We start from the raw sequence: 20,759 nt of genomic DNA on the forward strand, positions 1-20,759 counted from the left end.
CGGAGAAGAGATGAAAGGGGGTGCCCGACCGAACGGTGCCCGACCGAACGGGTCGCGGGTCAGGCGAGGTTGATCCAGGTCGTCTTGAGCGCGGTGTAGGCGTCCAGCGCGTGCAGGGACTTGTCGCGGCCCGCGCCGGTGGCCTTGAAGCCGCCGAACGGCGTGATGACGTCGCTGGCGTCGAAGGTGTTGATCCAGACCGTGCCGGCCCGCAGCCGCCTCGCGGTGCGGTGCGCCACGCCGACGTCCCGCGTCCACACCGAGGCCACGAGGCCGAAGTCGCTCTCGTTGGCGAGCCGTACGCCCTCGTCGACGTCGCCGTCGAAGGCCACCACCGCCAGGACCGGCCCGAAGATCTCCTCCTGACCGACGACGGAGGTGTTGTCGACTCCGTCGAGAATGGTGGGCTCGACATAACTGCCCCCGGTCTCGCCCAGCGTCCGGCCGCCGCCGAGCAGCACGGTCGCGCCGTCCCGTGTGCCGCGCTCGACATAGCCGAGGATCCTGGCGAGCTGGGTCTCGTCGACGATCGGTCCCATCACGGTGGCCGGGTCGAGGGGGTCGCCGACGCGGAAGGTCTCGGTGGTGATCCGGCGCACGGCCTCCAGCAGCCGGTCCTTGACCCGGGCGTGCACGACGACGCGGGATCCCGCGTTGCACGTCTGCCCCGCGTTGTAGAAGATGCCCCAGGCCACGGCCGAGGCGGCGGCCTCGATGTCCGCGTCCGCGAGGACGAGCTGGGGTGACTTGCCGCCCGCCTCGACGGCGACCTGCTTGCCGTTGGACTGGCCCGCGTACACCTGGAAGAGCCGGGCGACCGCCGCCGAGCCGGTGAAGGCGATCTTGTCGACGTCCGGATGGCGGCCCAGTGCCTGCCCCGCGACCTCGCCCCGCCCCGGGACCACGTTGAGGACGCCGTCGGGCAGCCCCGCCTCGGTGGCGAGCGCGGCCAGCCGGAGCGCGGCGAGCGAGGTCTGCTCGGCCGGCTTCAGCACCACGCTGTTGCCCGTGGCGAGCGCGGGCCCCAGCTTCCAACTGGCGATCAGCAGCGCGTAGTTCCAGGGCACGACCACGCCGATCACGCCGAGGGGCTCCCGGGTGATCAGCGCGAGCGCGTCACCCGGGGTCGGTGCGACCTCGTCGTACGTCTTGTCGATGGCCTCGGCGTACCAGGCGATGGTCTCCGCGGCCTTGGCCACGTCCACGCGCAGCGACTCCGTGATGGGCTTGCCCATCTCCAGGGTGTCGAGGAGGGCCAGCTCCTCGGCGTTCGTGCGGAGCAGATCCGCCCAGCGCAGCAGGACGCGCTTACGCTCCTTGGGGGCGAGGTCGCGCCAGCGCCCGTCCTCGAAGGCCGTACGGGCCGACCGGACGGCCCGGTCGACGTCCTCGGCGGACGCGGCCCGCACCTCGCACAGGACCGAGCCGTCGCGGGGCGACACGCTCGGGAAGCTGTCACCGCTGGTGGCGTCGGTGAAGGTGCCGTTGATGTACGGGCGGGTCTCGAAGGTGAGCTTGTCGGCCGCGGCCCGCCACTCGTCGTGGGAGCGGGTCAGCAGTTCCTCGATGGTCACTCGACCCTCCAGCGGTCGATCGCGTCCTCGTCCAGTTCGATGCCGAGACCGGGCTTGTCCGGTACCTCGAGGCAGCCGTCGGCCGCCACCTGGACGGGCTCGGCGAGCATGAAGTCGCGGCGCTCGGGGGTCCAGCCGGGCGGGTCGTAGGGGAACTCGAAGAAGGGGCCGCCGCCGACGCCCGCCGCGACATGCAGATTGGCGAGCACGCCGATGCCGTTCGTCCAGCTGTGCGGGGTGAACTGACGATGCTTCAGTTGGGCCAGTTCGGCCAGGGTGCGGGCGCGGTGCATGCCGATCGCGAGCACCACGTCCATCTGGTAGACGTCGAGGGCGTCCTCTTCGAGGTAGCGCAGCAGCTCGGTGGGGGAGTGGTGCATCTCGCCGGCCGCGATCCGCACACCCGGGTTCTCGGCCCGCAGCCGCTTGAAGCCGTCCAGATCCGCGTACGGCAGCGGCTCCTCCACCCAGAACACATCGAGTTCGGCGAGCCGGGCTATGACCTTGCGGGTCTTGGCGAGGTCGGAGGCGCCTGCCGTGTCACCCGCCATCCGCCAGGACTGGTTGAGATCGACCATGATCTCGAAGTCGTCGCCCAGTGCCTCCCGTACGGCCCGCACCGCCGCGATGCCCTCGTCGACGCGGTTGCGGTCGATGCGGATCTTCATGGCCCCGAAGCCCGCCTCGCGCAGCTTCAGCGCCGTCGCCACCCGCTCCTGCGGCGACTTCAGCTCTCCGCACGAGGCGTACGCGGGCAGCCTCTTCGCCGCGTTGCCGAACAGCTCGGAGACCGGCCGGCCGTGCACCTTGCCGATGACGTCCCACAGCGCCGCCTCCAGCGGCCAGTAGGAGGCGCCGTGGAAGTTGGCGGTCTCGATCGCCCTGACATGCCGGGTGATGTCGAGCGGGTCCTCGCCGACGAACAGATGCTTGTAGGTGCCGAAGCCGTCCATGAGGTCGCCGGAGCCGATGCCGGTGATCCCCTCGTCGGTGTGCACCCGGACGATCGTGGCGTCGAAATGGCGGCGCGGCACGGGGTCCCAGGCGGCGTGGAAGGGAGGATCCAGTTCCAGCCGGAGCCGGTCCAGGGTGATGTCGGTGATCTTCATCGGGCGGCCGCCTCGGGCGCCGACGCGGCGAGCACCTCGGGGCTGGGTGTGTAGAAGGGGTTCGCCGGACCCACCTCGGCCGCTGCCAGGGCGTCGAAGACCGTCGGTGTCCCCGTCACGGCCGCGCGGATCGCGCCGTGCGCGGCGGCCCGCTGGTTGCGGAAGCAGGCGTCGAGGTCATGCACCGCCGGGTTGACCCACACCGCGGCGATGATCAGCAGGTCGTCGGCTTCCCCGGCCGGGATCAGGTCCTGCGCCACCGCGTCCAGCACGCCCTGGGCCAGGCCCGCCTGTGCGCTGCCCCAGGTGGCGCGCTCATGCAGATCGCTGCCGGCGGCGGCCTTGTTCACGAACAGGGTCAGCGGCCTGACCGGCACCGAGGGGCGTACCACCGTCATGAACGGCACATGTCCGCCGCTCGGTGTGGCCAGCGCGGTGGCCCACGCCGTCTCGACCGGGCCGCCCTTGCGGCCGATCACGACGTTCGTGTGGGCGGCGTTGGCGCCGTCGCCGACGAAGGACTCGCCGATCAGCGCGGTGGCGGCGAAGGGGGAGGGCATCGGAACTCCTGGACCGTTGGTGGCGAAGGGCTCCCCGGGGGAGCCCGGATGCGACGGGAGAGCGGGACGAACCTCGCATTCCGCGCAGTTCATCCGTCCCGATGCGGTGAATCTAGGTCCGCAACCACCCCCTCGCAAGGCGGTCACGGGAATCGAAACGCCGGTTGCTCTCCTGACAACTCAGGGGCTGACCTGGGGTTCCTTCCTCGGTTCACGGGCCTAGGATGACGCGCGTGACGGACACCTCCTCGGCCTCGCGGGGGCATGGCCTGCGCCGGGACATCGACCTGCTGGAGGCCCTCGCCTCCGACGAGGCACAGACCGCCGGCGGCCTCGGCGTCGTACGTCTGGCCCACCTCGTGGGGCGCGAGAAGACCCAGGTCTCCCGCGCCCTGAAGGCCCTCGCCGCCGAGGGGATCATCGAGCGCGACCCCGACACGCTGGAGTACCGCCTGGGCTGGCGACTGTTCTCCCTCGTGGCCCGCACCTCCGAGAGCCGCCTGGTGCGGGTGGCCGAGCCGGTCATGCACGCCCTGTCCGCGGACCTGGAGGAGACCAGCCATCTGTGTGTGCTCAGCGACCAGGAGGTCCTCACCCTGCTGTCGATCTCCGGTCACTCCTTCCGCGTCCACGGCTGGGAGGGCCGCGGGGTACCCGCCTGGCAGACGTCCGCCGGCCGCGTCCTGCTGGCCGACGCCACCCCCGACGAGCTGTACGTCCGCTTCGGCACGACCGGTGAGATGCCGGTGCCGGAGCTCTGGGGGCTCATCCAGGAGGCCCGGCGGCAGGGCTATGCGCGCGTCAGCGAGGAGTTCGAGGCCGGTCTCGTCGGGGTCTCCGCCCCGGTGCGCGACTTCCGGAGCCGGGTCGTCGCGGCCCTCAACATCTCCGCGCCCAAGACCCGGCTCGGCGACCGCCTCGACGAAGCGGGCCGCACCACGGCCCGGGCGGCGGCCCGGGTCTCGGCGCTGCTGGGCTGGGAACCCCGACGCGCACCGGCCAGGCCCGGACCGACCTGAGCGGCCCCGGCCGGGCGAACCCCTGTCTCCCCCGCGTTCACCGGCGTGGACGCCCGCCGGCCCCCACCGCCGCGCAGTGATCGTCGAGTTGCCCTGACAGCAACCCCCGTTGCGATCCGCGAACCCGGCCTTGTCCGCCGTATGCCGCGCTCGTACATTCACCGCCCATCGGACGAGCCCCTGTCCGGACGGAGAAAAGAGCAGCTCATGAACCTCGTCGGCATCGACACCCTCGCCAAGGCCCCGCTCGCCGACGGCGATGTGTTCATCGGCGGTCGCTGGCTCCCGGCCGCCGACGGAGGGACCTGTCCCGTGTACGACCCGGCCACCGGAGACCTCCTGCGCGAGGTGTCCGCGGCAGGCCCCGAGGATGCCCGCGCCGCGGTCGACGCGGCGGAGGCCGCCGCGGCCGCGTGGCGTGCGACACCGCCCCGGCACCGCTCGGAGATCCTGCACAACGCCTTCCGGCTGATGCGGGAGCACACCGAGCCGCTGGCGGCCCTGATCGTGCGGGAGAACGGCAAGGCCCACCGGGACGCGGTGGCCGAGGTCGGCTACGCGGCCGAGTTCTTCCGCTGGTTCGCCGAGGAGGCCGTCCGCATCGGCTCCTCCTTCGGTGACGCCCCCGGCGGCGGCTTCCGGCACATCGTCCGCAGGCACCCGGTCGGCGTCACCGCGTTCGTCACACCCTGGAACTTCCCGGCCGCCATGGCCACCCGCAAGATCGCCCCGGCACTCGCGGCCGGCTGCCCCGTCCTGCTCAAGCCGGCCCCGGAGACCCCGCTCACCGCCCTCGCGGTGGCCGCCCTGCTCGCCGAGGCCGGGCTGCCCGAGGGGCTGCTGAACGTCCTGCCCACCGACCGGGCCCCCGAGGTCGTCTCGATCTGGCTCGGCGACGAGCGGATCCGCAAGTTCTCCTTCACCGGCTCCACCGCCACCGGCAGGCTGCTCCTCGCCCAGGCCGCGGCGAACGTCGTCAATGTGACCATGGAACTCGGCGGGAACGCGCCCTTCGTCGTCTGCGCCGACGCCGATGTCGACGCCGCCGTACAAGGCGCGATGGACGCCAAGATGCGCGGCGGCGGCGAGGTCTGCATCGCCGCCAACCGGTTCTACGTCCACACCGACGTCGCCGCCGAGTTCACCGCGAAGTTCGCCGCCGCCATGTCCGCCGTGCGCACCGGACCCGGCATGGAGGAGGGCGTCACCCTCGGCCCCATGATCAACCAGGCGGCGGCCGAGAAGATCCGCTCCCTCGTCGACGACGCGCTCGCCCGCGGCGCGAGGATCGCCGCACAGGGCACCGTCCCCGACGGCCCCGGCCACTTCCACCCCGCCCTGGTCCTCACCGACGTCCCCGACGACGCCCGCATCCTCCACGAGGAGGTCTTCGGCCCCGTCGCCCCGCTCACCACCTTCACCGACGAGGACGAGGTCCTCGCGCGCGCCAACGCCACCGTCCACGGCCTGGCCGCCTACGTCTACTCCCGTGATCTCGCCCGCGCGCTGCGCCTTGCCGAACGCCTGGAGGCCGGCATGGTCGGCCTCAACCGAGGCCTGCTGTCCGACCCCGCCGCGCCCTTCGGCGGCGTCAAGCAGTCCGGCCTCGGCCGGGAAGGCGGCCGCGAAGGCATCGAGGCGTTCCTGGAGACGCAGTACATCGCACTCGACTGGCCCCTCTGACCCCCTCGCCCCCTCTCAATACCTCCCCACGCCCCCTTGAGCCTTCCCCCGCCATGCCCTGACCCGGTCCCTGACACCCGGCCCGGGGCCCGGACACCGAACAGACAAGGACCGCTCATGGCAACGACGCCTGCGACCCAACCCCAGTCCGGCACTCCGCCGACCCCCGCCCTGCTGCGCGAACGCCGCCGCCTGCACACCAAGCTGAAGCTGGCCACACAGATAGGCGAGGGCATCGACGGCTACATCATCGGCGGCATCGGCATGGCGATGGCCGCCCTGACCACCGACCTCCATCTGTCCACCGTGATGGAGGGACTGGTCGGAGCCTCGCCGCTCATCGGCATCTTCGTCGGCGGCCCGCTCTTCGGGCGGCTCGCCGACCGGTTCGGCCGGCGCCCGGTGTTCCTCGTCGACATGGTCGTCTTCCTGGTCGGCTCGGTGCTGCAGTTCTTCGTCACCGACGGACTCCAGCTCTTCCTCATCCGGTTGCTGATGGGTGTGGCGATCGGCGGCGAGTACGCCATCGGCGCGCCGCTGCTGTCGGAGTACGCACCGCGGCAGGGCCGCGGCAGACTGCTGGCCAGCCTCGAGATCAGCTGGTACGTCGGTTACGCGCTGGCCACGGTCGTCGGCGCCGTGTTCGCGGATGTCCAGGGCGGCTGGCGCTGGTCCCTGGCCAGCAGCGCGGTCATCGCCCTGGTGTGTGTGGCACTGCGGGGCGGCATCCCGGAGTCGGCCCGCTGGCTGCTGAGCAGGGGCCGCCACGAGGAGGCCGAGGAACTCATCGCGAAGTACGGCATCGAGATCGACGTCAGCGCCGAACTCGACGACCGCGCCGAGTCCGGGCAGGAGGGATTCCGCGCCCTGTTCAGCCGTCGGCACCTTCGCGGCACGGTGTTCGCCGGCGTCTTCTGGGCCGCGCTCGTACTGCCGTACTTCGCGATCGGCACCTTCTGGACCCAGGTCTTCGACGCCCTCCACATGGGCGACAACGCGGTCGCGGCCCTGCTCGTCTACTCCTTCACCGCCGTCGCCGGTGTCACCGCGGGCTGTCTGCTCGTGGACCGCATCGGCCGCCGCAAGCTGCTGATCCCGCCGTTCTGGATCACGGCCGGCTGCCTCGCGCTGGTCGCCGTGTGGCCGTCCTCCACGCCGGTCATCGTGGTCGGCTTCCTCTTCTTCATCTTCCTCAACGCCGCGTCCAGCGCACTGACCGCGGTCTATCCGCTGGAGGTGTTCCCCACCTCGCTGCGCGCCACGGGCGTCGGCTTCGCGACCGCCATGAGCCGTGTCGGCGCCGCCGTCGGCACCTTTCTGCTCCCGATGGGGCTCGACCACTTCGGCCCCCGCTTCGTACTCCTCGTCGGCGCGGGCGTGCTCGCCTTCGGCGGTCTGGTCTCGCAGTTCCTGGCCCCCGAGACCACCGACCTGGATCTGGCCAGGGCGGCCCGGACGGCCCGCGAACCGGTCGCCTGAGCAGGCACCGCGGGCATGGCGGCGCTCAGGAGCTTGTCCCGGAAACCGGCCGGGTAGCCGTTCCAGCCCACCAGACGCGGGTAGAACCAGCCCCTCGTCACGTTCTCCGGCGGTTCGTCGTTGGTGTTGGCGAAGCGGAAGTCGTGGGTCGAGACGCCGTCCTTGTGGTAGACGATCTTCGGATGGGTCCCGTCGAAGCGCACCGACGACCGCGCGGCCACCTGGTAGCCGGTGTGCTGCGACACGGAGACGTACTGGACCTCGACGCATGGCGGAGGCGCGGTTCCCGGGGTCCACCGATGGACGCGCGGACCGGGCGGCGAGATTCTCGCAAGGACTGGACCAGCGGGGCGAGCCGGCTGATTGAACAGTGACGCAAAGCCGGCTGAACGTCACCTGATACGACCTCAGAAGGCATCCTTCGCGAGGGCCGTGCGGATTGCCGGGCGCTCGTCCGGCCGGGAACCCGGGGGCCCCTCTGGCCGGGAACCCGGGGCCCTCTCCGGCCGGGAGCCAGGAGGACCTCTCCGGTCGGGAGCGCGCCGTCGCCCGGTCGGCGTCAGGAGCTTGTGAGGATCACGAGTTGCCCGGTCGCCCGGGTCATCGCGACATAGCGGTCGACCGCTCCTTCGATGCCCTTGCCGAACGCCTCCGGGTCGACGAGGACGACCAGGTCGAACTCGAGCCCCTTCGACAACTCCGGGGTCAGCGACCGGACACGGGAGGTCGCCCGGAACGTGGGATCGCCGATGACACAGGCGATTCCGTCGGCATGCGCGTCGAGCCAGGAGTCGAGGATCGAGTGCAGAGCCGCAGCGGATCCATGGATGACGGGAATGCCGCCGCTGCGGACGGAGGTCGGCACATTGGCGTCGGGGAGCACGGCTCGGATGACCGGCTCGGCCTCGGCCATGATTTCCTCCGGCGTCCGGTAGTTGATGCTCAGGGAGGCCAAGCGGACATGGTCGAGCCCGATCCGCTCGAGCCGTTCCTGCCACGACTCCCTGAACCCGTGCCTGGCCTGGGCACGGTCCCCGACGATGGTGAAGCTCCGGGACGGGCACCGGAGCAGCAGCATCTGCCACTGGGCGTCGGTGAGTTCCTGAGCCTCGTCCACGACGATGTGCGCGAACGGGCCTGCGAGCCGGTCCGGTTCGGCGCCGGACGGCACGGACTCGTCGACCAGGGCGTCCCGCAGGTCCTGCCCGCGCAGCATGGTCACGGCGCCTTCGCCGTCGTCATCGGCCTCGAGCAAGGCGTCGACGACCTTGGTCATGTGCTCGCGTTCGGCGGCGACGGAGAGACGCTGCCGGCGCTTGCGCCGCGCCGCCTCCGGGTCGCCGAGCCGCTGCCGTGCCGCGTCCAGGAGCGGCAGGTCGGACACCGTCCAGGCCTGGGCGTTCTCGCGTTGCAGCTTCCGAACGTCATCGGGGCTGAGCCAGGGAGCACACATCCGCAGGTAGGCGGGCACCGACCACAGGTCTCCTACGAGGTCGGTCGCCTCGAGCAGCGGCCAGGCGCTGTTGAAGGCCGTGAGCAACTCCCGGTTGCGTGCGAGCGACTTGCGGAGCAGGTCGGGCGGGGCGTCGCCGTCGTGCTTGTCCGTCAGGATCGTGAGCAGCTCCTCCCAGATCTGGTCGCGCGCCTCGTTGTGCGAAGTCCCGGGTTCTGCCGCCTCGAACGCCACGGCCCAATCGCCGGCGCTGAGTTGGATGTCCGACCAGTGGGTCGTGACGGTCATCCCTTCGGCGGGCGGTTCCTCGTAGAACCGGACGGCCGTCTCGATCGCCTTCACCAGCTTCGCCGACGACTTCAGAACGGCCACCTCCGGATCGGGCTCGGCCGCCGCCGCGGCACCTTCGGGGACGAGGTCCCGCAGGGTGCAGATCTGCACCCCCTCCTCTCCGAGGCTGGGGAGGACGTCGGCGACATAGCCCAGGTAGGGCTGGTGCGGACCCACGAACAGCACGCCGCCCCGGCGGTGACCGAGGCGGGGGTCGGCGTAGAGGAGGTAGGCGGAGCGGTGCAGGGCGACGACGGTCTTTCCCGTGCCCGGGCCGCCGTCGACCACGAGAGCGCCGCGGGAGCCCGCGCGGATGACGGCGTCCTGGTCGGCCTGGATGGTGCCGAGCACGTCTCGCATCCGGGCCGACCGGTTGCCGCCCAGGCTGGCGATGAAGGCGGACTGGTCGTCGAGCGCGGCGTTCCCGGCCAGCCCGTCCGGGGTGAACACCTCATCCCAGTAGTCGCTGATCCGGCCACGGCTCCAGCGGTACCTGCGGCGGCTGGTCAGCCCCATCGGGTGGGCGTGGGTGGCTCCGAAGAACGGCTCGGCCGCGGGGGAGCGCCAGTCGAGCAGCAGCCGTCGGCCCGCGCTGTCCGTCAGGCCGAGCCGTCCCACGTACACGGGCTCGGGGCTGTCCGCGCGGACCATCCGTCCGAGACACAGGTCCAGACCGAAGCGGCGCAGCGCCCGCAGACGAGCGGTCAGACGGTGGATCTCCACATCTCGGTCCATCGCCTGCCGGCCCAGGCCGCCGGGCGCCCTCCGCTCGGCATCGAGGCGGTCGGACAGTTCGGCGATCGTCGCGTCGAGGCACTCCGCGATGGCCGCGAAGTGCTGCTCATCCTGGGCGATCAGCGTCGGGTCGGCCTTGGGGGAGAGGTGGTCGGGAAGGGCGAACACGCTGGTGGTCGGGGGGTTCACGGCATCAGCTCCGATATGGGGTCGCTTCTTGTCTTGCGACCCTGGGCGCACGGCGAGGCGGCAGGTGCTCGGTTGTGGGTCCTGGCTCGACGATCCCGCGCGGTTCACACGGGCACGGGCGGCCTCCGTCAGTCGATCGCGTCGAGCAACGACCGCGCGGCCACCGTCGCCCCGTCGGCGCGGATCGTACCCGCCACGGTCTTCGCCCGTGCGCGCGTCTCGGGGGCCAAGGCCGCGGTGGGCGCGGCAGACAGGGACGCGAGTCCCGCCGGCGGTTCGACAACCCCACGCGAGCCATACGTCGACAACAGCACACGCACTTCGTAAGTCACCTGTTTCCGCAGGTTCCGGCTTCGGCCGATGATTCTGCGGTACGACCCGGGCCTTGCCGCAAGCCCCCCCATGCGCTATAGGTTGAGAGTGGAAAGGAGCGGGTACTCCCCTTTCCCTCTCGCCGTCCGTTCCGGACGACCCCCTCGCGAAGCAGTGGCTCACCCCTGAGCCCGGCCGGCGTCGGCCTCCCTGCGCGCGCACCGCTGCCCACCCGGTTCGCTCCGGTCGCCGACGCTGCTGACGGTCTGTCGGGGCGCGGCCGGTGCGGCGAGGGCCGCCAGTCGCCGCAGGCTGGCCCGCCGCTGCACCAGGCTCAGCCCGGTGCCTGCCGCACCGAGCGCCAGCCAGCCCGCCGGACCGGCCGTCATCACCGCAGCGGTCAGCAGCAGCGGACCCACCGACTTCTGTACCGACTGGGACATTCCGGCCACTCCCAGATAGGAAGCGCGGGCACGCGGCGGCGCCAGGCTGACCGCCAGCTCCCAGGAACTCACCGAGCGCATCAGTTCGGCCAGGGTGACCAGGAGCGCGGCCGCCAGCATGGCGAGGGAGGCCGACCAGGCCCCGCCGCCGGTGGCGGCCGCCAGTACGAGGCAGCAGGCGGCCAGGGCCATGCCGTACCAGCCCACTGCTCCGGCCGCCTTGCGCGGGCCTTCGGCCCATGCCGAGACCCGAAGCTGGAGGACCACCACGAGCACGGTGTTGACCACCAGGAAGGCGGGGACGACCGCGTGCGGCGCTCGGGTGTGGTCCACCAGCCACAGCGGCAGGCCGACGTTGAGAACCGAGTCGTCCAGGTTCATCGGAATGTCGAGCAGCACGAAGAGCAGGTAGCCGCGGTCCCGCCAAGGACTGGGGGCGGATGGCGGCCCGTCGGCGGTACCGCCGTCGATCGGTGCCACGACCAGGCCGTGGCCGACCGGCTCCCCGGTCCGCGAGACCAGCGTGGCGGCCAGTACGAAGGACAGTGCGTCGGCCAGGATCAGCGCACGGTAGGCGTTCGTGGTGCCCACGCCGAGGCCGAGCGCGGCGATGCCCGCGCCGACCGCGTATCCGGCGTTGGCCACGCTGCGGGACAGCGCTTGATAGGTGGCTCGCTGCTCACCCGCGGCCCGGGTGGCGAAGAGCATCTCGAGTGTCTTGGCCGCTCGCTCGCCCAGGCATGTGAGGGTGACCACGGGCAGCAGGGTGGCGAAGCTGTTCGCGACCAACAGCAGACCCATCGTCACCAGCCGCAGCAGGTGACAGCCGATCAGCAGGCCCCGCACCGGAAACCGTTCGGCGGCTCGCCCTGCGAGCGGTGACCCGGCTATCCCCGCGACCGCCCCCACTCCCAGCAGCAGCCCGACCTGGCGCGCGTCCAGCCCGCTCACGAAGGTGAAGTACAGCACGGAGGCCGCGGCCCACACCCCCGTCCCGGTCCGGTCCACACACTGCGCGAGCAGCATGATCCGCGCATCCCGGCCGCCCGGCGGCCGCCGCAGCTGCGCCATCAGTCCATCCCCGGTCCCTCGCATGGCCAGGCCCCCGTTCCACCGCCCAATCAATCTTGAGGTCAAGATACTTGATGTCGACAGACTTTGTGGTCGTTGGGCGGGGCGGGAGTGAAGAGGCGGCGTCCGGCAGAGGCTCACTCGGCACGCAGACGGCGCGGCGAGGTTCGGTCAGCGGGCCCCGGGACACGTGGATTTCGCCCGCGACTTCTTCCAGCCGGACGGCTTCGTTCTGCACCGCCTGGGCCGCGAACCCGAGAACCTCCGCCTGCCGGCCTCCCGGGCGACGGCCGCACCCACGAGACGCTGGAGGTGGCCCGCTGCCCGCGCGCCGGGCCGTCGCGTCACCGTTGGTACCGCTGGAGGGCGCCCGCGGGGTGACGGCGAGCCTGGACGCCGGGTTCCGGGCCGAACAGTCGGCCACAGGGATCGTAAAGCCTGGTCGCGGACCTTTTCCGGGCCGTGGGCGACGCCGCCTTCGGCGCGGAACGGGTATCGTCCGGCTGCGCGGGTCCTCGGAAGACGTCCGGGCAGGGCGTGCTTTCGGTCTCCTCCGCGGCGGCGGCCATCGGCGCTTCCTGTGGCGTACGCCTCCCCGGCGCCGCCCGGTGCCGTAGGCCGCTCCTTCGGCACCCGACCGCCCAGTGATCGACCCCGTCAGGAGCCGATGTGTCCGGACCCCGCATACGTGATGGCAGGTTCTCCCGCTCGGAGACCACGCGCGCCGAAGCCTTCAGTGACGGTGTGTTCGCCATCGCCGTCACCCTTCTGGTCCTCGGCCTCCACGACCCGCCGCACCAGCCGGGCGGCCTGGGCCACGCCCTGGTGGAGCAATGGCCGGCCTACCTCGGCTATCTCGCTTCCTTCAGCTATGTGGCGGTCATCTGGCTCAACCACCACCAGGCCTTCGTCCGGATCTCCGCCATGGACCGCGGTCTGCACGCGGCCAACCTCTTCCTGCTGTTCACCACCGGGGCGCTCTCCTTTCCGACGGCCGTGGTCGCCGACGCGCTGCGGGCCGACACGCAGGGCGCGGACGCGCGGGTCGCCGTGGCGCTCTACGCGGGCCTCGCCGCGGCGATGTGCCTGAGCTGGGTCGCCTTCTACCAGTGGCTCGCCTGGCGTCCCGAACTGCTGGCCCCCGACGTGGAGCCCTCCTATGTGAGCCACGGCCTGCTGCGCTCCTGGGCCGGTGCGCTGGCCTACGCCCTCGCGGGCGCGCTCGGGGCGCTGGTCACCCCTCTGCTCGCCCTCGCGGTGTTCGTGATCCTCCCGGTGTTCTACTTCGTGACGAGTGAGGGTCTGCCCACCGCGGCGGCGCGGGGGACCGGCAAGACCACCGGGAGCGAGCGGCCGTAGGGCCTGGACCAGGGCTTACGATGCGCGGGTTCACCCGCTGTACCGAGCTCGGCGCGGACGCCGAGCCTCGGCGGATCACGGAGGCACGGGAACACCTCGCCCGTCAGGACGCCGGCCGGGCCCCCGGACCCCCGGCCGGCATCCGCGCACCGGCCTCAGCGGTCGAGGAGCCGTGACGGGTCCAGGACGACGGGCAGTTTCTCCAGGCCCCGGAAGGCGGGGAACGGAACCTTGAGCCACTCCGCCTCGCCTGCGGGAGCCACGAGTTCGATGTCCGGGAACCTCTCGAACAGAGTGGTCAGCGCGATCCGCATCTCCATTCTGGCGAGCGGCGCACCGAGGCAGTAGTGCGGACCGCTGCCGAATCCGAGATGCGCGCTCTGGAGCCCCTGGCGTTTGACGTCGAAGGTGTCCGGCGCAGCGAACTTCTCCGGATCCCGGTTCGCGGAGGCCACCGCGATCTGGACCAGAGAGCCCTTGGGAATGACCGTGTCCCCGATGGTGATGTCCTCGAGCGCATGCCGGAACGTGGCGTTCTCCACCGAGCCCTCATAGCGGATCACCTCCTCGATCGCGTTCGGCAGGATTTCGGGATCGGCCAGGACCTCCCGCAGCTGATCGGGATGGGTCAGCAGGTTGAAAACGGCATTGCCGATGAGGTACGCGGTCGTCTTGTGCCCGGCGAAAAGCAGCACCCACAGCGTGGACAGCAACTCGCCGTCGTTCATGGCGCCTTGCTCGTCCTGTGTGCGGATGAGCACGCCGAGCAGGTCGTCGGTCGCCTCCCGGCGCTTGCGTGCGATGAGGTCGACGAAATAGTCCCGCAGTGCCCCCTCGGCCACCGCCAGCTTTTCCTTGTCCTCTTTGCTGAACCCCGTACGCGCCACCACGGCGCACCACTTCTGGACGTCCTCGCGCTCCTCCTCGGGAATTCCGATGAGTTCGCAGATCACAATGAGCGGCAGCGGGAACGCGAAGGACGGCAGCAGGTCGACGGGCACGTCGGTGGAACAGCGGCCCAGCAGTTCGTCGGTGATCTCCTGAATGCGCGGACGCAGGGATTCGATACGACGCGGGGTAAACGCGCTGTTGACGATGCGGCGCAGCCGGGTGTGCTTGGGCGGGTCCGAGAAGAGCATGTTGTCGTCGAGTGCGACGGACGAGTCACCGAAAATGGTGTGGTACGCGTCCATGGCCGCGTACATGTCCTTGCTGATGCGCGGGTCCGTCAGAGCGGCCTTGGCGTCCTCGTACCGGGTGATCAGATAGGTGTCCACCCCGTGCGGCGGGGAAAGCGGGCACACGGGCGCCGCAGCGCGCAGGCGTGCGTAGACCGGATAGGGGTCGGCGCGATACGCGGCCGAGCCGCGTGATGCCGCCGAAATGGCCTCCGTGGTGGCGTCCGTGGTGTCCCGTTCGTCGAGCTGAGTCATTCTCTCGGCCTTTCTGAAGGCTCCCGCCCCGGCCACGGGACAGCAGGTCTACGAGTTTCGGGTCAACCATTCCCCGGTCGGCTCCGGGCCGTAAACGAGATTCGCCCGTCTGGCCACGTGCCCGGCGTCCGACGGAAGTTGCTGCCGCTGTACGAGTGATTACTGCGTATTGCTCACCACGGCGTGGCAAAAGAACTGGGCGCGAGCCGCGAAAGCCCTCGGCCGCCGTGTCATGGAGATGGACCGCAGAGGAGAAGCACGCGATGGAAGATCGCGGGAACGACTACGTGCCCGTTCTGGTGGTTGGGGGATCGCTCGTCGGTCTGTCTGCCTCCGTTTTTCTCGGACGCCTCGGCATTCGGCATCGGGTCGTCGAACGTCATGCGGCCACGTCCGCACATCCGCGCGGCCGCGGCAACAACATGCGGACGATGGAGCTGTTCCGGACCGCGGGCCTCGAACCGGAGATCCGGAAAGCCGCGGCCACCCTGTCGAGGAACCACGGCATCCTTCAGGTGGACACGCTGCACAGCGGCAACCAGCGGTGGCTCTCGGCCCGGATCACGGGCAGGCCGCCCGAGGCCGATGTGTGCTCGACGGTCCGCTGCGCCTGCAGCCAGAACGATCTGGAACCGGTGCTGCTGGAAGGCGCCCGGAACCTCGGCGGGGACGTGCGCTTCAGCACGGAACTGCTGTCCTTCACCCAGGACGACGGCGGGGTGCGGGCCGTCCTGCAGGACCGGACGTCCGGCGAGACCCACACGGTGCACGCGGACTACCTCTTCGCCGCCGACGGTCCCCGCAGCCCCGTGCGCCAGCGGCTCGGCATCGAACACTCGGGATCCGGGGACCTGTTCCACAACATCAGCGTCACCTTCCGCAGCAAGAAGCTGCGCGAGGTGGCGGGGGACCAGCTCTTCGTGGTGTGTTACGTCACCGATCCCGCGGGCGAGGGAGTGCTGCTGCCCGTGGACAACGAGGAGCAGTGGGTGTTCCACGTGCCCTGGTTCCCCGAGCGCGGACAGACCATGGAGTACTTCACCGACGACCGGTGCGTCGAGCACATCCGGGCCGCGGCGGGCGTACGTGACCTGGACGTCGAGATCACGGGCAGGGCGCCGTGGCACGCGGCGGACCGTGTCGCGAACAGCTATCGGGAAGGACGCGTCTTCCTCATGGGCGACGCCGTCCATGAGATGCCGCCGACCGGAGCGTTCGGCTCCAACACCGGTATCCAGGACGCGCACAACATCGCCTGGAAGGTCGCCGCGGTACTGCGTGGCTGGGCGGGGCCCGCGCTGCTGGACAGCTACGAGACCGAACGCCGGCCGGTGGCCCAGGTCACCAGCGCACGGGCCACGGTGCAGGCGGCTCGTGAGCAGCACCCCGGCTACTCCGCGAGGTCGGCGTCGAGCGACGCCGCCGACCTGATGACCACGGCGCTCGGATACCGCTACGTCTCCGGCGCGGTGATCGGTGCGCCGGCGGACGAGCCCCTCATCCCGGACACCCTGTGCCTGCGCGCCGACCCCGGTACCCGCGCGCCGCACATGTGGGTCACCCGCGACGGGGAGAGGGTCTCCACCATCGACATGTACGAGCGTTCCTTCGTCCTGCTCTCAGGACGTCCGCAGTGGCGCGACGCCGCCCGCAGTGTGGGCACGCTGCTCAACGTACCGCTCGAGGCGTACACCGTCGGCCGGGGCGCGGAATACGACCTCGACGCCGGCGAGGGCGCGGACTGGGCCTCGGTGCACGGCACGACACCGGAAGGCGCCGTCCTCGTACGGCCCGACGGCTTCGTGGCCTGGCGGGCCGATGCCCGGCCGTCGCACGGGGAGGAGACGCTGACCGGCGTCCTCCGGCAGGTCCTCGGGCGCTGAGACACCCACGACCCGCAGGCGCAACCCTTCTGACGCGACCACAGGAACGGGGCCCCGCCCATGACACCACTGCACACGGCCACCGGCGCGGCTCCGGTGGCCGGCGTGGACGAGGGCGCGGCGGCGGACGCCGACGCGCGCCGGGCACGCGTGGACGTACACCACCACTACACCGCGCCACAGTGGATCGACTGGGCGGAGAAGAACGACATCGTCCGTCGCGAAAGCCTGCCGTCGTGGACGCGATGGGACCTCGGCAGCGCCCTCGCGCTGATGGACGGGGCGGGCATCCGCACCAGTGTGCTCACGGTCGCCATGCTGGGACGGCTCCAGGAGCCGAGGACCCGCAAGGAGAGCGCGCACGTGGCGCTCCAGGCCGCGAGCGACCTCGTCCGGGAGCACCCCGGCCGCTTCGCGTTCTACACCCCCGTCTTCCTCGACAGCCCGGAGCTGTCGCTCTGGTCGGTCCACCACGGCATGGACGACCTCGGGGCGGTCGGGGTCAGTGCGCGCACCAGCGTGCGCGGGGTGTATCTCGGGCATCCGTCCCAGGACGCGATCCTCGCGGAACTCGACGAGCGCTCGGCTGTGATCAGTACCCATCCCATGGAGGTCCCCGGGGGGAACGCGGAACTGGAGGGCGTGCCGCCGTTCCTGTGCGACTTTCTGATGGACACCACCCGGGCGGCCCTCAGCCTGATCGTCAACGGAACCCTCGACCGCTACCCGAACCTCACCTTCATCCTGCCGCACGGGGGCGGTTTCCTGCCGTACATCGCCAACCGCGTGGAGGTGTTCGGTCAGCATCTGTCACCGAAGGTGGAGCCGGCCCGGGTGCGTGACTACCTGCACCGTTTCTACTACGACACCGCCGGCCCCATGTCCCCGTCCGCCACGCCGAGCCTGCTGTCCGCCGTCGGTCCCTCCCGGATCCTGTACGGCAGTGACTGGCCCCCCACCCCCTCCCACCTGGTCACCGGGGTCACCGCGCCCGCGCTCGACAACGACCCGGCGCTCGACGACCATCAGCGCCGTCACATCAACCGGGACAACGCCCACCGTCTGCTGCCGGCGCTCGCGACGGGCCACACCCGGGGCGCCTGAGCGTCTACGGCATCGCGTCGGGGCGCCCGAGGGTCCACGGCACCGCGTCGGGGCGCCCGAGTCCCGGCACCGTCCCCGAGCCCCCGGGCGCCGGCGGCACCGCCACACCGGTCGCGCTCACCCGGCGGGCACCTCCGCCCACCGGCAGGTACCGCCCCGGTACACCTGCACACCGCACCGCGCCGAGAGCGTGGTGACGATGCCGAGCCCCCGGCCGTGCTCGTCCGGGTCGACGGGCCGGTCCGGGGCCCCCTTGGCGGGTCCGTTGTCGGTCACCTCGACGCGTACGGCGCCGCGCCCGTCCACCAGCACCTGGGTGAGCCGCAGCGTGGCCGGCGGCAACGCGTGCACCAGGGCGTTGGTGAGCAGTTCCGACACCACCACAAGCACATTCTCGGCGGCGTCGGTGGGCACGCCCAGAGTGGCCAGAACCGCGCACACGCGTCGCCGTACGGCCGAGACGGCCCTGGGGGCGTATGGCAGCGGGAACACGTAGGCGACACCCTCGCGAGGCGCGGCGTCGATCCGCGTTGCTGTCATGTGCCCTCCTCTCCCAGAAAGCGCGGTCGGTCGGAAACCGGACGTCAGGGCACGTTAGGGAGACAAGCGCCCGACGTCAATGAACAGCGGTCGTCATTGCCGAACGGCATGTGGATCGTGGCAAACCGGATTATGATCGCTTCATGGCCGGCCCGGTCCAATCCATAGAACGGGCGGCGGCGATCCTGCGTCTGCTCGCCGGCGGTCCCGGACGCCTGGGACTGGGCGAGGTCGCGGCGGCGCTGGGGCTGGCGAAAGGCACCGCCCACGGCATTCTGCGCACCCTCCAGCACGTGGACTTCGTGGAGCAGGACGAAGCCACCGGAAAATACCAGCTCGGGGCCGCGCTGCTGCATCTCGGCACCAGCTATCTGGACGTCAACGAGCTGCGGTCCCGCTCCATCAACTGGGCCGATGCCCTGGCCGCCCGCAGTGGGGAGGCCGTCCGGCTGGGCACCCCTCTGGAGGGCAAGGTGCTCGTCGTCCACCACGTCTTCCGCCCGGACGACACCCTTCAGACCCTGGACGTCGGAGCACTGCTGCCCCTGCACGCCTCCTCACTCGGCAAGGTCCTGCTCGCCTTCGGGGCCGCCCCCGTGGACCCACTGCTGGAAGCCGGCCTGGAGGCGTACACCCGGCACACCGTGGTCTCACCCGCCGACCTCAACCGCTCGCTCGCCGAGATCCGGGACCTCGGCTGGGGCGCCGAGGTGCAGGAGATGAGCATGGGCGAGGCCGGTGTCGCCGCGCCGATCCGGGGCCAGGGCGGCCTCGTCGTCGGAGCGATCGGCGTGTCGGGGCCGGTCGAGCGCATCTGTGACAGCCAGGGCCGGCCCCAGCCGGCCCTCATCACCTTGCTCCGGGAGGCCTCACGGGCGGTCTCCAGAGATCTCGGCGCGGCCCGCTGGTAGGTCCCGCACCGCCACGACGCATCGGAAGGCAGGCCCGATCATGGTTGAACGGTATGTGCTGTCCATCGACCAGGGCACCACATCCACGCGATGCATTCTGTTCGACCACCGGGGGCGGCTCGTGTCGGTTGCCCAGCGGGAGCACCAGCAGTACTTCCCCCGGCCCGGCTGGGTCGAGCACGACGCCGTGGAGATCTGGCGGAATCTGCAGCGCATCGTCCCGGAGGCGCTGTCGAACGCCGGCATCGACGCCGCTCAGATCGTCGCGATCGGCATCGCCAACCAGCGGGAGACCACCGTACTGTGGGACCGGGAGACCGGGGTTCCGCTCGGCCGGGCCATCGTCTGGCAGGACATCCGCACCGCTCCGATGGTCGACGGGCTGAGGGAGCGGCCGGGGGACGAGTTCTTCGTCGAACGCTGCTGTCTGGCTCCCTCGACCTACTTCTCCGCGCCCCGGATCCGCTGGATGTTCGACCATGTCGACGGGCTGGAACGCCGCGCCCGGGCCGGTGAGGTGCTCTTCGGCACCATGGAGACCTGGCTGATCTGGAATCTGACCGGCGGCACGGACGGCGGACTGCACATCACCGACGCCACCAACGCCAGCCGCACCATGCTCATCAACCTCCGGACCCTGACCTGGGACCAGGAGCTGATGGACTTCTTCGGGGTGCCGCGCCCGATGCTGCCGGAGATCCGCTCGTCGGCCGAGATCTACGGCGAGGCCCGCTCGGTGCTCCCGGGCGTGCACATCGCGGCCGCCCTCGGCGACCAGCAGGCGGCCCTGTTCGGGCAGACCTGCTTCTCGCCCGGCGAGGCGAAGTGCACCTACGGCACCGGCAGCTTCCTGGTGATGAACACCGGTACCGAGATCGTACGGTCCCGGCACGGGCTTCTCACCACCGTCGCGTACAAGATCGGGAACCAGCCCACCGTCTACGGCCTGGAGGGACCCATCGCGGTCACCGGCTCGCTCGTCCAGTGGTTCCGCGACCGGCTGGGCCTGATCAACAGCGCGCCCGAGATAGAGACCCTGGCACGCACCGTCGAGGACAACGGCGGCTGCTACATCGTCCCCGCCTTCTCGGGCCTGTTCGCCCCGCACTGGCGCAGCGACGCCCGCGGCGTCATCGTCGGCCTCACCTCCTACATCACCAAGGGCCACCTGGCCCGGGCCGTGCTCGAGGCCACCGGTTGGCAGACCCGGGAGGTCGTCGACGCCATGAACGCCGACTCCACGCTCGCCCTGCGGCAGCTCAAGGTGGACGGGGGCATGACGGCCAACAATCTGCTGATGCAGTTCCTGGCCGATGTCCTCGACGTGCCCGTGGTCCGGCCCATGGTCGCCGAGACGGTCTCCCTCGGTGCGGCCTACGCCGCCGGGCTCGCGGCCACCTACTGGGCGGACCTGGAGATCCTGCGGCGCAACTGGCACATGGCCGCCAAGTGGGTGCCCGACATGGACCCCGAACGGCGGGAGTGGGAGTACGAGTCCTGGAAGCGGGCCGTCGAGCGCTCCCTGGGCTGGGTCCGCCCGAAGCACTCCTGACGCGCCCGCCGAGGCGGCGT

The 20,759-nt window shown here is 71.0% G+C and carries 16 protein-coding genes and 1 pseudogene; 8 read left to right on the forward strand and 9 right to left on the reverse strand.

Features of this window, described 5'->3' with window-relative positions:
* Positions 1-59: 59 nt before the first annotated feature.
* The 3 genes from ACIP94_RS29205 to fae are packed head-to-tail and all read right to left on the reverse strand — an operon-like array spanning position 60 to position 3,243.
* The gene (locus ACIP94_RS29205; RefSeq protein ID WP_402432009.1) at positions 60-1,574 is read right to left on the reverse strand and encodes an aldehyde dehydrogenase; all 1,515 of its coding nucleotides are present in this window, start codon (positions 1,572-1,574) and stop codon (positions 60-62) included.
* A complete protein-coding gene (locus ACIP94_RS29210; RefSeq protein WP_402432012.1) occupies positions 1,571-2,683 on the reverse strand; it encodes a mandelate racemase/muconate lactonizing enzyme family protein in 1,113 nt (370 codons plus the stop codon). The genes ACIP94_RS29205 and ACIP94_RS29210 overlap by 4 nt, the downstream gene beginning before the upstream one ends.
* Positions 2,680-3,243, reverse strand: coding sequence for a formaldehyde-activating enzyme (gene fae, locus ACIP94_RS29215; protein ID WP_402432015.1), 564 nt, complete (start codon positions 3,241-3,243; stop codon positions 2,680-2,682). The genes ACIP94_RS29210 and fae overlap by 4 nt, the downstream gene beginning before the upstream one ends.
* A 224-nt stretch (positions 3,244-3,467) precedes the next feature.
* Here fae and ACIP94_RS29220 point away from each other — a divergent pair, with 224 nt between their 5' ends.
* From ACIP94_RS29220 to ACIP94_RS29230, 3 genes are all read left to right on the forward strand, one after another.
* Complete coding sequence (locus ACIP94_RS29220; RefSeq protein ID WP_402432018.1) at positions 3,468-4,262, forward strand: IclR family transcriptional regulator; 795 nt, start codon at positions 3,468-3,470, stop codon at positions 4,260-4,262.
* A 207-nt stretch (positions 4,263-4,469) separates the two neighbouring features.
* Positions 4,470-5,945 (forward strand): NAD-dependent succinate-semialdehyde dehydrogenase, encoded by a 1,476-nt coding sequence (locus ACIP94_RS29225; protein ID WP_402432020.1) that lies wholly within the window; start codon positions 4,470-4,472, stop codon positions 5,943-5,945.
* A 117-nt stretch (positions 5,946-6,062) separates the two neighbouring features.
* Positions 6,063-7,424, forward strand: a complete 1,362-nt coding sequence (locus ACIP94_RS29230) for an MFS transporter (protein WP_402432023.1) — start codon at positions 6,063-6,065, stop codon at positions 7,422-7,424.
* A gap of 20 nt (positions 7,425-7,444) precedes the next feature.
* Here the strand turns inward: ACIP94_RS29230 and ACIP94_RS29235 are convergent.
* The 4 genes and pseudogenes from ACIP94_RS29235 to ACIP94_RS29250 all read right to left on the reverse strand — a co-directional run.
* A pseudogene (locus ACIP94_RS29235) lies at positions 7,445-7,684 on the reverse strand (NPP1 family protein); the annotation flags it as partial.
* Positions 7,685-7,983: 299 nt separating this feature from the next.
* A complete protein-coding gene (gene helR, locus ACIP94_RS29240) occupies positions 7,984-10,131 on the reverse strand; it encodes an RNA polymerase recycling motor ATPase HelR (RefSeq protein WP_402432026.1) in 2,148 nt (715 codons plus the stop codon).
* A 128-nt stretch (positions 10,132-10,259) separates the two neighbouring features.
* Positions 10,260-10,445: a hypothetical protein gene (locus tag ACIP94_RS29245; protein WP_402432029.1), complete on the reverse strand. Its 186-nt coding sequence runs from the start codon at positions 10,443-10,445 to the stop codon at positions 10,260-10,262.
* Positions 10,446-10,622: 177 nt separating this feature from the next.
* Positions 10,623-11,957 carry an MFS transporter gene (locus ACIP94_RS29250; RefSeq protein ID WP_402432032.1) on the reverse strand — a complete coding sequence of 445 codons (1,335 nt, stop codon included), beginning with the start codon at positions 11,955-11,957 and terminating at the stop codon, positions 10,623-10,625.
* Positions 11,958-12,626: 669 nt separating this feature from the next.
* Between ACIP94_RS29250 and ACIP94_RS29255 the strand changes: the two genes are divergently transcribed.
* Positions 12,627-13,316 carry a TMEM175 family protein gene (locus ACIP94_RS29255; protein ID WP_402432035.1) on the forward strand — a complete coding sequence of 230 codons (690 nt, stop codon included), beginning with the start codon at positions 12,627-12,629 and terminating at the stop codon, positions 13,314-13,316.
* Between the two features lie 155 nt (positions 13,317-13,471).
* On the opposite strand, the gene ACIP94_RS29260 is transcribed toward ACIP94_RS29255, so the two are convergent.
* A complete protein-coding gene (locus tag ACIP94_RS29260; protein WP_402432038.1) occupies positions 13,472-14,749 on the reverse strand; it encodes a cytochrome P450 in 1,278 nt (425 codons plus the stop codon).
* A gap of 263 nt (positions 14,750-15,012) precedes the next feature.
* Between ACIP94_RS29260 and ACIP94_RS29265 the strand changes: the two genes are divergently transcribed.
* Both ACIP94_RS29265 and ACIP94_RS29270 read left to right on the forward strand, forming a co-directional pair.
* Complete coding sequence (locus ACIP94_RS29265; protein ID WP_402432041.1) at positions 15,013-16,632, forward strand: FAD-dependent oxidoreductase; 1,620 nt, start codon at positions 15,013-15,015, stop codon at positions 16,630-16,632.
* Between the two features lie 60 nt (positions 16,633-16,692).
* Positions 16,693-17,736, forward strand: a complete 1,044-nt coding sequence (locus tag ACIP94_RS29270; RefSeq protein WP_402432044.1) for an amidohydrolase family protein — start codon at positions 16,693-16,695, stop codon at positions 17,734-17,736.
* 117 nt (positions 17,737-17,853) lie between these two features.
* Here ACIP94_RS29270 and ACIP94_RS29275 read toward each other — a convergent pair whose 3' ends face one another.
* Positions 17,854-18,276 (reverse strand): ATP-binding protein, encoded by a 423-nt coding sequence (locus ACIP94_RS29275; protein ID WP_402432047.1) that lies wholly within the window; start codon positions 18,274-18,276, stop codon positions 17,854-17,856.
* A gap of 143 nt (positions 18,277-18,419) precedes the next feature.
* On the opposite strand from ACIP94_RS29275, the gene ACIP94_RS29280 reads away from it, so the two are divergent.
* Positions 18,420-19,187, forward strand: coding sequence for an IclR family transcriptional regulator (locus ACIP94_RS29280; RefSeq protein WP_402432050.1), 768 nt, complete (start codon positions 18,420-18,422; stop codon positions 19,185-19,187).
* 40 nt (positions 19,188-19,227) lie between these two features.
* A complete protein-coding gene (gene glpK / locus ACIP94_RS29285) occupies positions 19,228-20,739 on the forward strand; it encodes a glycerol kinase GlpK (RefSeq protein ID WP_402432053.1) in 1,512 nt (503 codons plus the stop codon).
* Positions 20,740-20,759: the final 20 nt, after the last annotated feature.

This window comes from Streptomyces sp. NPDC093261 (genome assembly GCF_044753645.1).
Taxonomy (GTDB): Bacteria; Actinomycetota; Actinomycetes; order Streptomycetales; family Streptomycetaceae; genus Streptomyces.